Genomic DNA, 14,852 nt, shown 5'->3' on the forward strand with positions numbered 1-14,852 from the left:
TGGACCCCATGCCATCGCAGCCTCGTGACGAACTCTCAAGCCGCGATTTCCGCCCGCAACCTCACCCTCACTCTCGGCAGTAGCGAAGCGCCGGTCGATATTCTGCGCGGTATCGACCTCGATATCGCGCTAGGCTCGACTGTGGCGCTGCTCGGCCCGTCCGGTTCGGGCAAGAGCTCGCTCATGGCCGTGCTGTCCGGCCTCGAACGCGCGAGTGGCGGCACGCTGACGGTCGCGGGCGAGGATTTCGCCACGATGGACGAGGATGCACTGGCCCACGCCCGGCGCGGCCGGATCGGGATCGTGCTCCAGGCTTTCCACCTGCTGCCGACCATGACTGCTCTGGAAAATGTGGCCACACCGATGGAACTGGCTGGTGAGAACGATGCTCAGGACCGCGCGAGGACGGAACTCGAAGCGGTAGGCTTGGGCCACCGGCTGGACCATTACCCGCAACAGCTTTCAGGGGGCGAACAACAACGCGTTGCCATCGCCCGTGCCATCGCGCCGCGCCCCGCCCTCATCTTTGCCGACGAACCCACCGGCAATCTCGATGCCGCGACCGGCCACGAAATCGTCGAGCTGCTCTTCGCCCGCCGCGCGGAAACCGGCGCGACACTGCTGGTTATCACGCACGATCCGGAGCTGGCCGAACATTGCGAGCGCGTACTCCAGCTCGCCGACGGGCGTATCGTCAGTGATACGCAGTCGGCCAAGAGCACCGCATGAGCTGGGCCACCGCCTGGCGTATCGCGCGGCGCGATCTCAATGCGCGCTTCCGCGGCTTGCGCCTGCTGCTGGTTTGCCTGTTCCTGGGCACCGGTGCGCTTGCCGCGATCGGATCACTCACCGCAGCGATCGAGCGCGAGATCGAATCCAATGGCCGCGAATACCTCGGCGGCGATCTACAGGTCGAACTCTGGCAGCGCGGTCTCGACGAGGAGGAGCGCGCTGCACTCGAGGAGCTTGGCGATGTTTCCGCTGGCATCCGCATGCAGGCAATGGCTCGCTTTGGCGAGCAGGCCGCCCCGATCGAATTGAAGGCAGTCGATGCCGCCTACCCGCTCTATGGCGAACTGACGCTGGAAGACGGCCGCTCGGTCGGCCGACCCCGCCCGGACGAGGCGTGGTTGTCTCAGGGTGCGGCAGACCGCCTCGGCGCGGCACCGGGCGACACCATTGCCATCGGCACCGAAACGCTGGCCGTCGGCGGTATCGTGGCCAATGAACCCGATCGGTTGAGCGAAGGTTTCCAGCTCGGCCCCACGGTCATCGTGGCGGAAGACATGCCGATGCGCGGCGGGTTGATCGCACCGGGTTCGATGTACCAGACCAAGACCCGGGTCCGCTTCTCGGGCAATCAGGACATCGGTGATGCGCGCGAGGCGCTCGAGGAACGGTTCCCCTCGCAGGGCTTCGATATCGACACGGCCGAGCGCGCCGCACCGGGCACCGACCGTTTCGTCGACCGCATGGGCGAATTCTTGACGCTGGTCGGCCTTGCCGCACTGGTGATCGCCGGGATCGGAATCGGCGGCGGCGTGACATCCTATCTCGATGCCCGGCGGCAAGGTATCGCCACGCTCAAGATTCTCGGCGCTTCCAGCAGCGATATCGCGCGCATTTACGCCTTGCAGATTGTCGCCGCCTCGCTGGTCGGCAGTATGGCCGGGATTGCCGTTGGCGTGGCTCTCGTGCCCCTTCTGGCAACCGCGCTCGACGGACTGCTACCGGTTTCCAGCGGCCTCATCCTAGATCCTGGCGCGATCCTGCTGGCGCTGGCTTACGGCATGCTGGTCGCGCTGGTCTTTGCGGCCCCACCCCTTCTGCGTGCGCGACATTTTCCCGCGATGGCTCTGATGCGCGCGCGTGTCGCCCCACTGGCACGCGATCCGCAAGCCTTGTTGGTGGTCGGCAGTGGCCTCGCCGCCATCGTCGCGCTCGCATTGCTGACGGCCGAGAATCCGATGCTGTCCGGCGGATTTCTCGCCGGGGCCGCTGCGGTGCTGGCCCTCCTCGCGTTGCTCGGCCTGGGTATTCGCAAACTCGCCGGTGCCCTGCCCCGCCCCAAAAGCCCCATCGCCCGCAATGCGCTTGCCAATCTGCATCGGCCCGGTTCGTCCACCGGCGCGTTGGTCACGGCGCTCGGCTTCGGCCTTGCCGCTTTCGTATCGCTCGCCGCCGTCCAGAGCGCGATCGACGGGAACATTGCCAAGCGCGTACCCGACCGTGCGCCCGACTATTTCGTGCTCGACATTCCGCGCGACCAAGTCACCCAGTTCGAGACACTGGTTCGCGAAGCCGATCCCGATGCGAGTTGGCGGACCGTCCCGGCGCTGCGCGGCTCGGTGCTCGCCTTCGGGCCAGAAGGCGCCATGACCCGCACGCTCGACCTCGAGGAAATCCCCGACGGTGCCTGGGCGCTGCGCGGCGAACGCGGCCTGACCTATGCGGATACGCTTCCAGAGGGCAACGAGCTGAACCAGGGACAATGGTGGGGTCCTGCCTATGACGGCGAACCGCTGGTTTCGGTCGACGAGGAATTCGCCGCGGCCGCCGACCTGGAAGTGGGGGACATGCTGACCTTCGGCGTGCTGGGTATCGAGCGCACAGCGCGGATCGCGAACACCCGGCGGATCGACTGGGAGAGCATGGGCTTCAACTATGTCTTCGTGTTGAGCCCCAATGCAATTCAGGACGCACCACACAACCTTGCGGCCACGATCGAACTCAGTCCGGGCACGCCGACGGGGCCGCTGCTCCAGGCGCTGGTCGCAGCGCTTCCCTCAACTTCGGTGATCGAGGTCGGCGGCGTGCTCGAGCAAGCGCGCACCATCCTCGAACAGGTAGGGCTTGCCACACTGGCTGCGGCAAGCGTCGCCGTTCTGGCGGGCCTCGCCGTTCTGCTGGGGGCGATCGCCGCGGCGCGCGCTGCACGCACTTACGATACCGTGGTCCTGCGCGTCCTCGGCGCCGACAGAAGGCAAGTGCTGATCATGCAACTGATCGAATACGTCGTTCTGGCAAGCGCGCTCGCGCTTGTGGCGCTCGGCATCGGCAGCTTCGCTGCCTGGCTGGTTGTCACCCAGTTGTTCGAATTCGACTGGCTACCCGATTGGGGCGTGGTGATCGCGGTCCTTGGCCTTGGAATCGCAATCGTCCTGACCTTTGCTATCGGCGCCTCGCTGCCGCTGCTACGGGCCAAACCGGCGCAGGCGCTGCGGGCGCTCTAACCGCTGTCGGCGATCTGGTAGCAGAGGAGCGGAAGGCTCCTTCCCGGAATCGATGCCGAAGAAATGTGCCCGGCATCGACCGCCCCCATCCGACGGTAGAAGTCAGCGGCCTGCGGATCGGCGGCAATGTGCATCGTCTGTCCGCCCCTTGCGCCGACCGTTTCCACGGCCCAGGCGAAGAGCTGCCCACCGATGCCTCTACCCATGGCAGGCGGATCGACGAACAGCTTCTCCAGTTCCCAATTTTCGCCCTCGCTGATCACTTGCGCGACACCCAAGAGCACACCGCCGTCGCACATGCCGACTGACAATCCACCCTCCAGGTCGGCAGCGCTGAGGGTCAGTTCGTCCCGGCATGCTTCCATAAAGGCCGCATCGTAACCCCAATATGCCTTGGGCCGCCGACACAGGGAGCTGGCGTCTTTCAATTCTTCCTTGATCAAGGGTCGAATGGCGGCAGGCATGGCGGTATCTCGCCGTTCCACCCTCTTTAGGCAAAAGAAAAGGGGGCTCGAAAGCCCCCTTCCCCGTTTCGAATTGCCTGGTCCGATCAGAAGCGGAAGCGTGCCGCCACACCATAGGTTCGCGGCTGGTTCGGGTAGCCCGAAATCGCCTGGCCCTGCGCCACTGCCGGGAAGACAGTGGTGATGTAGCGATCGTCCAGCAGGTTGCGACCCCAAACGCTCAGCTCCAGCCCCATGTCGAAGGCGTAGGTGAGCGATGCGTTGAGGTTGTTGACTTCCCGCTTGAAAGCGGCAGCCGCTGCACGTGCTGGACCGAAGTCACGCGCGCCGGTAGCAGGATCGACCACGATGAAGTTGGTCAGTCCGTTCACGACCTGCACCGGCGACTGATAGGAGAAGTCACCGCGCAGGATGATGCGGTCGCCATTGGAATTGACTTCCTTGTCGTACTGCGCGCCGAAGACTGCCGAGAGTTCGGGTACGCCCGCAACCGGCTCGCCCGACAGATCGCCGACCGGCGAAGCGACGAAGCTGTCGTACTTCGCATCGAGATAAGTCATCGCGACGCTAAGCGTCAGTTCGTTGCTTGCGTAGAATTGGCCGTCGAATTCGACACCAAAGGTTTCCTGCTTGCCCGCATTCGACAGGATAAAGGACGTTCCGGTGAAGGTGTTCGCCTGGAAGTCCTTGATCGACTGCTGGAACACCGTCAGGTTTGCCGCGGCCCGGCTCCAATTGCCCTTAATCCCGACTTCGTACACTTCCGAATTCTCGGCATTGGCAAAGCGGGTTCCCGGCCGCAGATTGGTGACCGCAAGGCCCTGTGCCCGAAGCGCGGCGAAATCGGCCGGAAGCGGACGGCTGTCGCGCGACAGGTTGAAGCTGGGCGCCTTGTAGCCGGTCGCCCAGCTTGCATAGACGTTGAGCGTCGGGGTAACCTCGTAGGCGAGGCGGACGTTCCAGCTCCAGTCGTCGTCATTGGTCGAGCAGTCTTCCACCGCGTTCGGGCAGTTCTGCAGCGGCGGCAGGAACTGGAACGGGGTAAGCGCCAGCAACGAGTTGACCGCGGGGTTGGTGTCGTTCGCATCGGCGAAGGCCTGCACACCCGCCGAGACCTGTGCGAAGGCAGCCGGATTGCCGCCGGCAAAGGCACCGATTTCGGCTTGCGTTGCCGGGCGACCGAGGCCGAGCAGCGTACCGACCTGGGTTGCGAGACCCTGAGCGAAAATCGCGCGGTTGCCCGATGCCACCAGATCGACGTTCGAAAACACATCGGTGCTCGTCGAGTTGGTCACGATCTGCTTCTTGTCCTTGGTGTAGTTCGCACCAAGGGTCAGGACCAGTCGATCGGTGATCTCGAAATCGACATTGCCGAAGATCGAGAAGGCTTCATTGTCCTGCACGATATTGTTGAAGAAGCCCTGCCCACTGGCGAAGAACTGGCCGGTGTAATCGGTGCCGTCGAGTGCCGACAGCGTGGCTTCGAGCGAGTCGACAGTCTGTGTACCGCCGGTCGCGCCCTGCAGCAGCAGATTGGCGTAGGGGCGGAAGCCGTCACCATAGACGATCTGGTCCGACGTATCGACGCGCTCGTCGAAGTAATAGCCGCCGATCAGGAAGTTGAGCGGACCGTCGAAGTCCGAGGCGATCCGCAGTTCCTGCGTGAAAGTGTCGATGTCGGCATCGCCGATATTCGCACCGCTAACCGCATCGAGGCTGGTGAAGTCGACATCCTGATCCGCCATCAGGCCGGTCTTGCGATAGGCGGTGATCGAGGTCAGCGTCAGAGCACCGAGTTCATAATCGATCTGGCCCGAAATACCGTAATTCTCGACCTCGTTGATCGGATCGACATCGGTGAAAATAATGTCGCCATCGGGATTGTTGCGAAAATCGTTGACCTGTCCGCCGAGCAACTGGATCGCACCGATCTCAGCCGAAGGCGCGACATTGATCACGCCGCAGCAACGCTCTTCGATCTTGTCGTAATCACCGATTACGCGAACACGCAGCGGGCCGCCATTATCGAACAAAAGCTGGCCGCGAGTGAACCAACGGTCGCGATCGTTGATATCCTGGCCGTCGACGCCATTGGTGAGGAAGCCATCGCGCTTGTTGATACCACCGCCGAAGCTGACGGCGAAGGAATCGGTTATCGGGCCGGTCACGTAGCCCTTGGCCACGATAGCGTCGAAATTGCCATAGCTGGCCTCGACCATGCCGCCGAAGTCGAATTGCGGTTCCTTGGTCACGATCGAGATTACGCCGGCGCTGGCGTTCTTGCCGAACAGGGTCGACTGCGGGCCGCGCAGAACCTCGACCCGCTGAATGTCAGGAAGGTCGGAAATCTGCGAGACAGCGCGGCTGCGATAGACGCCGTCGACGAACATCGCGACCGACGGTTCGAGGCCGATATTGTTACCGTCGGTGCCAAAGCCGCGAACCGAAAAGCTGGTCGCGAACGAGCTCTGGTTCTGGCTGACGCGCAGCGATGGAACCACGGTGGCGAGATCGGCGACGTCGCGGATCTGCGCGCGCTCGATGGTCTCGGAACTGGTCACGCTCACGGCGACCGGGGTTTCCTGCAACGTCTGTTCGCGCTTGGTCGCGGTGACGACGATGACATTGTTACTGGCGGGTGCCTCGACTTCTGCCTCGTCTGCACCGGCGTCCTGCGCCTGTGCGGTGGCGGGTAGAACCAACCCGGCAGCACTGGCAAGCAAAGCGGTACGAACGGTCGCGGCGCGGCCGAAAGTAATGAATTTCATGAAAGGTCCTCTTCTCTCAAGACGTATTCTGGTCTGTTGCGCAGTCCCCAAAAATACGCAAGCGAAGGCGAGTTACCAGACCAGCATGACCTCTCAAGTATTTAGCCGACGAGTGTCATAGCTCGTCCGACGACTGTGCCTTTCGCGTTACACCGCGGCACCTTGCCGCAATGCAGCAACTCGGCTAGGGGCGCGCCCGGAACGCGTCGCATGCTCTGTGCACTGACGCTACGGCACCCTGATTAGAAAGCAAGCATCCATGTCCCGCGATCTGCGCAACGTGGCGATCATCGCCCACGTCGACCACGGCAAGACCACTCTCGTCGACCAACTTTTTCGTCAGTCGGGCACATTCCGCGAAAACCAGCGCGTGGAAGAACGCGCGATGGATTCGAACGATCTGGAGAAGGAGCGCGGGATCACCATTCTCGCCAAGTGCACCAGCGTCGAATGGAACGGCACCCGGATCAATATCGTCGACACGCCCGGCCACGCCGATTTCGGTGCGGAGGTCGAGCGCATTCTGAGCATGGTCGATGGCGTCATTCTGCTGGTCGACAGCGCCGAAGGCCCGATGCCGCAGACCAAATTCGTTACCGGCAAGGCGCTGGCGCTTGGCCTCAGGCCCATCGTGGTCGTTAACAAGATCGACCGCTCCGACGCCCGTCCGCAGGAAGTGCTCGATGAAGTGTTCGACCTGTTCGCCTCGCTCGACGCCAATGACGACCAGCTCGATTTCCCTTCGCTCTGGGCCTCGGGTCGCGATGGCTATGCCAGCGACGACGAGCACGCCCGCGAGGGCAATCTCGAGCCGCTGTTCAAACTGATCGTCGACCACGTGCCCGCGCCGGGGCTCGATACCGAAGCGCCGTTCAGCTTCCTCGCTACCCTGCTCGACCGCGACAATTTCATGGGCCGCGTGCTCACCGGTCGCGTCCAGTCGGGCAAGCTCAACGTTAACGACCCGATCCATGCGCTCGACGCCGACGGCAATGTCATCGAAGTCGGCCGCGCGACCAAGCTGCTCAGCTTCGACGGGCTCGACCGCGTGCCGGTCGAGCATGCCGAGGCGGGCGACATCATTGCCCTCGCCGGTCTCGAAAAGGCGACCGTTGCGAACACCATTGCTGACCCAAGCGTGAAAACGCCGATCGAAGCCCAGCCGATCGATCCGCCGACGCTCGCCATGCAGTTCTCGGTCAACGACAGCCCGCTCGCGGGCCGCGAAGGCAGCAAGGTCACCAGCCGCATGATCCGCGACCGCCTCTACCGCGAGGCAGAAACGAACGTCGCCATCCGTATCACCGAGAGCGCCGACAAGGACAGCTTCGAAGTGGCCGGGCGCGGCGAATTGCAGCTCGGCGTGCTCATCGAGACGATGCGCCGCGAAGGCTTCGAGCTCGGCATCAGCCGCCCGCGCGTGCTGTTCCGCGAGGAAAACGGCCAGCGCATGGAGCCGTTCGAAACGGTCGTCATCGACGTCGACGACGAACACTCCGGCACGGTCGTCGAGAAAATGCAGCGCCGCAAGGCCGAGCTGACCGAAATGCGCCCCTCGGGCCAGGGCAAGACCCGCATCACCTTCTCCGCCCCCAGCCGCGGCCTGATCGGCTACCACGGCGAATTCCTGTCCGACACGCGCGGTACGGGCATCATGAACCGCCTGTTCGAGAAGTACGACACCTATCGCGGGCCTATCGAAGGCCGTCAGAACGGCGTCCTCATCTCGATGGTCCCCGGCGAGGCAGTGGGCTATGCGCTCAACGCACTGGAAGACCGCGGCGAGTTGTTCATCCGCCCGCAGGCGAAGATCTACGAGGGCATGATTATCGGCGAGAACGCCAAGCCCGACGATCTCGAAGTCAATCCTATGAAGTCCAAGCAGCTGACGAACTTCCGTTCGACGGGCAAGGATGACGCCATCCGTCTGACCCCGCCGCGCGTCATGACGCTGGAGCAGGCGATTGCCTATATCGACGACGACGAGATGGTCGAAGTCACGCCGGAAAGCATCCGACTGCGCAAGGCGATTCTCGATCCGCACGAGCGCAAGCGGGCAAAGCGCGCCGCGCAGGCATAGTCGCGCACCATCAAGCCGAACGAGAAAGGGCCACCGCAAGGGTGGCCCTTTCCATTTCAGACGTCACTAACGCTCAGAAGCGGAAGTTCAGCGTGGTGCGGAACGAGTGGATCGCCAAGTCGGAGTCCGACGGGCGCAGACCCGTTTGGCCCGAATCGAGCAGGAACGGGTTTGTCGCGGGGGCCGTACCGGGACCGACCAGTACATAGGCATCGTCGTCGTCATAGCGCGAATAGAGATATTCGAGCCCCAGCGAGATGTTGTTGGTCAGGTAAAGTTCGCCGCCGGCACCGATCTGACCGCCCAGCTGCCAGTCGTCATCATCCGTCATGGTAAAGGAGTTGGCGCCATTGGTGGTGACGAAATCATGGTCGATGTCGGCATAAGCGAGACCGCCCGTCACATATAGCAGACCACGACCACTGCCCGGCGAGATACCGAGGCGTCCACGCAGCGCGACCGATTTGTCGAGCTCGCGCACGAAGGTGTAGCTTGCCGGAGTAGTGCTGAACCCGCTCGAATACTCTTTCGAGTCCGACATCGCTCCTTCGACGAGCAGGCCGGCTACGAACGGACCATCACCCACACGCTTGTCGATGCCGAGGCGCACACCATAGCCGAAGCGCGACTTATCGTCTCCGCAACCATCGATGGCACGCGAACCGTTGGCAATCCCATTGCAGAAGCCGGGGCTGAAGGCGTTTGCGCCGGTGGTGGTACGAACGACATCGTCATATTCGCCATCTCCATCGGTGTCGAAGACGATGCCATCGTTCGCCCCGTCATCGATCGCATCGAGCCCGAAGCTACCACCGATATAGAAGCCATCAAAGAAATCAGGATCAGCATCCTGTGCAAGAGCAGGGTGAGCGAAAGTACCCGCGAGAAGCGCGGTGACCAGAATTGTCGATTTTTTCATTGAAATACCTTTATTTTGCATGGACCCTGTTTGCCGAAGAGACGCGCGACAAGGAAAGGCGTTCCAAAGGCTTTTGCGAACCAAATGAAACCGTCGCAAAATTGCCACAGACATGGCTGCGCTACGCAAAGAATGACCCACAATGTGGTATTCTAGGCTGCGGTGGTCAGCGCAGGTTCAGTCTGTTAGGTGCCGCACCATGCAGACGGGAACATATATTTCACTCGCCTTATATTTTATTCTCATGCTCGCGATCGGTCTCTGGGCCTGGAAGCGGTCGACCGACACGAGCGAGGGCTATCTGCTCGCTGGGCGCAATCTTTCCCCTTCGGTCGCGGCACTGTCCGCAGGGGCCTCGGATATGAGCGGCTGGCTGCTGCTCGGCTTGCCCGGCGCGCTTTATGCCAGCGGCTTGGTCGAGGCGTGGATCGGTATCGGCCTGTTCATCGGTGCGCTGGCCAACTGGTTCGTGGTCGCCCCGCGCCTGCGCGCGCAGACCGAAAGCTATGGCAATGCACTGACCATTCCCGAATTTCTCGCCAACCGCTTCCCCGATAAGGCAGTGGCGCTGCGGGTTATCTCCGCCTTGATCGTGGTGGTCTTCTTCGCAGTCTATACCGCCGCGGGCCTGGTCGGGGGTGGCAAGCTGTTCGAAGCGAGCTTTGCCAGCGCTTTCGGCGATGTCGGGATAAGCGATTATATGCTCGGCATCTGGATTACAGCCCTGGTAGTGCTCGCTTATACCATGGTCGGCGGCTTTCTGGCCGTCAGCCTGACCGATTTCGTCCAGGGTCTGATCATGGTTGTCGCCTTGGTGGTGATGCCGCTGGTGGTGATGTTCGGCGACGGCGGCAGCGCGGGCGGCTCGCTCACCGATGTCCCGGTCGAAGGGTTTCTCAGCCTGACCCACGGGCTCACCTTGCTGGGTTTCATCAGCGCAGTGACCTGGGGTCTCGGATATTTCGGTCAGCCGCACATCATCGTGCGTTTCATGGCGATCGATACGGTCGAGAAAGTCCGTCCGGCGCGCAATATCGGCATGACCTGGATGGGCGTGGCGCTACTCGGGTCGATCGGCATCGGCATCGCAGGTCGCGCCTTTGTCGAGCGCAACGGACTGGTGGTGGACGATCCGGAAACGATCTTCATCGTGCTCGCCAACCTGCTGTTCCATCCGCTGATCACCGGCTTCCTGCTGGCGGCCTTGCTGGCGGCGATCATGTCGACCATCAGCTCGCAGCTACTGGTCGCCTCTAGTTCGCTGACCGAAGACTTCTACAAACTGTTCTTCCGCCGCAACGCGTCGGAACGCGAAAGCGTCAATGTCGGCCGCATTTGCGTCGCCCTGGTCGCCTTCGCAGCTATCGCAATTGCGAGCGATCCCGATAGCCAGGTGCTGGGGCTCGTCGCCAATGCTTGGGCCGGTTTCGGTGCGGCTTTCGGCCCGCTGATCATCCTTTCGCTGACATGGGATCGGATGACAGGCGCAGGCGCAGTGGCAGGTCTCGTGACCGGCGCGGCAGTGGTGATCGCGTGGATCGCATTGGGCTGGAACGCCGCGCTGCCTGGCATGGATGCCGGACTTTACGAAATCGTTCCGGGCTTCATCGCCGCCTGGTTCGTCATCTGGCTGGTCAGCAAGGCGACCGCCAAAGGCGCGCAGCCCTTGCCAGCCTGACCCGGCTCCGCCACACCGTTTCCCGATAGGAGGAGATCGACATGCGAGCGATACTGGCGGGCGTTGCTGCCCTCGCCCTGACGACCACCCCGGCGACAGCACGAGAAGCGGACGAGCGGCCCACTGTCGAGGAGCAAATCGGTGGAGGCGGGCGCCCGGTGGGAGCCAACTGGGCACGCAGCCCGGTCATTGCCCAACACGGCATGGCGGCGACCGCGCATCCGCTGGCGACGCAGATCGCGCTCGATATCCTCAAGGCGGGCGGCACTGCGGTCGATGCGGCGATTGCCGCCAACGCAGCGCTCGGCCTGATGGAGCCGACCGGCAACGGAATCGGCGGCGATCTCTATGCGATCATCTACGATCCGAAGACCGGCAAGCTGCACGGCATCAACGGGTCGGGGCGCAGCCCCAGGGGCCAGACGCTCGGCCAGTTGCTCGAAAAGCTCGACGGGGCGGACGCCCTGCCGCCGGTTGGCCCGTTACCGGTCACGATCCCCGGCACGGTCGATGCGTGGTTCGCCATGCACGAAAAGTTCGGCAAGCTGTCAATGGCCGACAACCTCGCGCCGACCGTGCGCTATGCCCGCGAAGGCCACCCGATCGCGCCGGTGATAGGTATGTATCTCAACCGCGCTCTGCGGGCCTACACCGCCCGGCAAGAGGTCCATCCCTTCGAATTCGACAACGCCCGCAAGGTCTGGTTCGCCGACGGCGCCGCGCCCGAAGCGGGCGAGCTGTTCAAGAATCCAGACCTTGCCACAACGCTGGAGACCATCGGGCGCGAGGGACGCAATGCCTTCTACGACGGCGCCTTGACCGAGGTGATGGTCGGCTATTTGCAGGAGCAGGGCAGCGCCTTCACGCGGGAGGATTTCGCCAGCCACACCAGCGACTGGGTCGAGCCCGCCTGTGCGGAATACAAGGACGGCTACGAGCTGTGCGAGCTGCCGCCGAACGGTCAGGGTTTCGCCGCGCTGCAAATGGTCAACATTCTCAAGAATGTGGACCTTTCCCAATGGGAGCGCGGCAGCCCCGAAGCGCTGCACTACATGGTCGAGGCCAAACGGCTTGCTTATGCCGATGTCGCGCGCTTTTATGCGGACACCGATTTCGCGCCCTTCCCCGAGGAGCTGCTGAGCGAGGAGTACGGCCGCCAACGCTTTGCGCTGATCGATCCGGCCAAGGCGACGCCCGAATTCGGCCCCGGTGAACCCAAGCTGGAGGGCGAGGGTGACACCACCTACCTCACCGTAGTCGATGGCGACGGGCTGATGGTCAGCCTCATCCAGTCGAACTATCGCGGCATGGGCGGCGGGCTGGTCGCGCCGGGTACGGGCTTCATGTTTCAGGATCGCGGCGAACTGTTCAGCCTCGATCCGGCGCATCCCAATGCCTATGAGCCCGGTAAGCGCCCCTTCCACACGATCATCCCGGCCTTTGTGAAGAAGGATGGCAAGCCCTACATGACGCTGGGCCTGATGGGTGGCGGGATGCAGCCGCAGGGCCACGTCCAGATCCTCGTCAATATCGTCGATTACGGCATGAACCTGCAGGAGGCGGGCGATGCGGCGCGCTTCAACCATGATGGCGGTCGTCAGCCGACCGAGCCGCTGACAGGACCTTCGGCCGATCCGCTCGGCACACTCAACGTCGAACCGGGTGTTCCGGCCGAAACGATCGCTGCGCTGCGCGCCATGGGCCACAAGGTGGAAGTGGTCGACAACGGCATCATGTTCGGCGGATATCAAGCAATCGCCCGGGATCCGGAAACCGGCGTGCTTACCGGGGCGACGGAGATGCGCAAGGACGGGCAGGCGAGCGGCTATTAGGGGAGAGCAATGTGGCGAAGGTTACCGGTTTGGGCGGGGTCTTTTACGTAGTGAAGGACCCCGCGGCGACGCGCGCATGGTACCGCGACACGCTGGGTATCGATGGCGAATACGGACCGCAGCTCAACTGGTCGGAGGAAACGGGGGACCAGCCCTATTCCCTGATCAGCCATTTCCCGGACGGGGAATATATCAAGCCCGGTATCGGCGGATTCATGATCAATCTGCGCGTGGACGACTGCGATTCAATGGTCGCGCAGCTAAAGGATCAGGGTGTCGAAATACTCGGCCATGTCGACGAAGGTTACGGGAAGTTCGCCTGGATACTCGATCCCGACGGGGTAAAGATCGAATTGTGGGAACAGCTTAAGGCACCCGAATAGGCCAGGAATTCGCCCGATCGCGCTTGCCCCAGGGGCGTTAGCGGGAAGTTAACCATGGCTGCGAAATAATGCGTGCCATGCGACTGCGGCTCGCCTTCTCTATCCTCGTCCCCCTCGCCCTGGCGGGATGTGGCGCGGTTCCCCAAGCAAAGCCCGCCGAACGGGGCGCGCGGACGGCCGGCTCGGCACCGATCAGCGTCACCCGGCCGGACGCCCGGCAATGCCACGCCGAACTGGGGCAGACAGGTTCGCGCTTCGCCCCGCTGCCCGACAAATACTATGGTGCCGGATGTTCGACCACGAATAGCGTAAGCCTCGAAGGGGTCAGCGGGGATCGCCACCAGTTTGAGGTGACCAATCTTAAAGCCGTGGCTTGCCCGCTTGCAAATAGCTTCGCCGCATGGGCGCGTTTCGGCGTCGATCGCGCTGCTCAGCAAATCCTCGGCAGTCCACTGCAGCGGATCGAAACGATGGGTAGCTATTCCTGCCGCAATGTTGCCGGAACCGCCCGGCGCAGCGCACATTCGCGCGCTGAAGCCGTCGACGTAGCGGCCTTCGTACTAGCTGACGGGCGCCGAATTTCGGTCCGATCGGGATGGAATGCCTCGCAGGATGAGCGCGAATTTCTCCGGGTTATTCACCGCAGCGCCTGCAAACGTTTCGGCACCGTGCTCGGCCCAGACTACAACAAGGCACACCACGATCACTTCCATCTGGAGCATGGCGGCGGAAGCTATTGCCGCTAGTGTCAAACCGGCCTATCCATTCGTCATCAGGGCTTCGTCCACGAGATGCGCTTCGAGTTGAAGCTTGACTGCCTGCGCGGTGCGATCCGTTTCTAGCTTGGTCATCAGATTGGCGCGGTGATTCTCTACCGTTCGCGGACTTATGTTGAGTTTGCGCGCGATTGCCTTGCTGCTGCAACCTTCCGCAAGCCAATCGAGAACTTCCCGCTCGCGCGGCGATAGGCTGGCGATCCGATTGCGGGCCTCGACTATCCGGCGCCGGGCACGGGCATAGGCATCCGCCTCTCGAGAGATGCGTTTGACCGATTGTGCCAACCGCTCGGGCTTCATAGGCAGCGCAATATAATCCAAGACGCCTGCTTTCACCGCTTCCACCACGCTGAGCGGACGCGGGCGCGGAGCGGTTGCGATGACCGGCAGCCATCGACCCGCTTCCGCCAGTAATTCCAGGACCTTTGAAGCGCCGCCTTCGGCTGGATCATCTCTAGCGAGGACGATACCGTCTTCCGGCGGACGTTCCATGAATTCCGCTATGTGCGCATAGATTTCGCAACGGTACCCCAGTTCGGAACCCAGCCGGGCCTGCTCCGCCCTGCTGCGACTCGAGCCTCCCATGATATGGAGAATTGGGTCATCGCTCATGTGCAATGCCTTAGGCAAAAAGATACGTTTTCGCCACCAATTCCTTGCTACTTCAGAGGCGCGAAACAGCCGATATACTCGATGCGCCAAAATCGCGAGCTGCCGGA

11 protein-coding genes are annotated in these 14,852 nt (G+C 62.7%); 7 read left to right on the plus strand and 4 right to left on the minus strand.

What is annotated here, in order from left to right:
* The first annotated feature begins 24 nt into the window (after positions 1-24).
* Both L5849_RS04265 and L5849_RS04270 read left to right on the plus strand, forming a co-directional pair.
* Positions 25-729 carry an ABC transporter ATP-binding protein gene (locus L5849_RS04265; RefSeq protein ID WP_236924544.1) on the plus strand — a complete coding sequence of 235 codons (705 nt, stop codon included), beginning with the start codon at positions 25-27 and terminating at the stop codon, positions 727-729.
* The gene (locus L5849_RS04270; RefSeq protein WP_236924545.1) at positions 726-3,233 is read left to right on the plus strand and encodes an ABC transporter permease; all 2,508 of its coding nucleotides are present in this window, start codon (positions 726-728) and stop codon (positions 3,231-3,233) included. The genes L5849_RS04265 and L5849_RS04270 overlap by 4 nt, the downstream gene beginning before the upstream one ends.
* Here L5849_RS04270 and L5849_RS04275 read toward each other — a convergent pair.
* Positions 3,230-3,697 (minus strand): GNAT family N-acetyltransferase, encoded by a 468-nt coding sequence (locus L5849_RS04275; protein ID WP_236924546.1) that lies wholly within the window; start codon positions 3,695-3,697, stop codon positions 3,230-3,232. The two genes, L5849_RS04270 and L5849_RS04275, sit on opposite strands and share 4 nt — an antisense overlap.
* 86 nt (positions 3,698-3,783) lie before the next feature.
* The gene (locus L5849_RS04280; RefSeq protein WP_236924547.1) at positions 3,784-6,465 is read right to left on the minus strand and encodes a TonB-dependent receptor; all 2,682 of its coding nucleotides are present in this window, start codon (positions 6,463-6,465) and stop codon (positions 3,784-3,786) included.
* A 259-nt stretch (positions 6,466-6,724) separates the two neighbouring features.
* Between L5849_RS04280 and typA the strand changes: the two genes are divergently transcribed.
* Complete coding sequence (typA, locus tag L5849_RS04285; protein ID WP_236924548.1) at positions 6,725-8,545, plus strand: translational GTPase TypA; 1,821 nt, start codon at positions 6,725-6,727, stop codon at positions 8,543-8,545.
* 73 nt (positions 8,546-8,618) lie between these two features.
* Here the strand turns inward: typA and L5849_RS04290 are convergent, their stop codons facing one another.
* On the minus strand, positions 8,619-9,464 hold the full coding sequence (locus L5849_RS04290) for an outer membrane protein (protein WP_115417279.1): 846 nt from the start codon (positions 9,462-9,464) through the stop codon (positions 8,619-8,621).
* A 199-nt stretch (positions 9,465-9,663) separates the two neighbouring features.
* On the opposite strand from L5849_RS04290, the gene putP reads away from it, so the two are divergent.
* From putP to L5849_RS04310, 4 genes are all read left to right on the plus strand, one after another.
* Positions 9,664-11,142: a sodium/proline symporter PutP gene (putP, locus tag L5849_RS04295; protein ID WP_236924549.1), complete on the plus strand. Its 1,479-nt coding sequence runs from the start codon at positions 9,664-9,666 to the stop codon at positions 11,140-11,142.
* 41 nt (positions 11,143-11,183) lie between these two features.
* Positions 11,184-12,974 (plus strand): gamma-glutamyltransferase, encoded by a 1,791-nt coding sequence (gene ggt / locus L5849_RS04300; RefSeq protein ID WP_236924550.1) that lies wholly within the window; start codon positions 11,184-11,186, stop codon positions 12,972-12,974.
* Positions 12,975-12,985: 11 nt separating this feature from the next.
* Entirely contained in the window at positions 12,986-13,357 is a 372-nt protein-coding gene (locus L5849_RS04305) for a VOC family protein (RefSeq protein ID WP_236924551.1), read from the plus strand.
* A gap of 68 nt (positions 13,358-13,425) precedes the next feature.
* Positions 13,426-14,103: an extensin family protein gene (locus L5849_RS04310; protein WP_236924552.1), complete on the plus strand. Its 678-nt coding sequence runs from the start codon at positions 13,426-13,428 to the stop codon at positions 14,101-14,103.
* 12 nt (positions 14,104-14,115) lie between these two features.
* Here L5849_RS04310 and L5849_RS04315 read toward each other — a convergent pair whose 3' ends face one another.
* Positions 14,116-14,745: a response regulator transcription factor gene (locus tag L5849_RS04315; protein WP_236924553.1), complete on the minus strand. Its 630-nt coding sequence runs from the start codon at positions 14,743-14,745 to the stop codon at positions 14,116-14,118.
* Between the last annotated feature and the right edge of the window lie 107 nt (positions 14,746-14,852).

It is taken from the genome of Erythrobacter sp. SN021 (assembly GCF_021864455.1).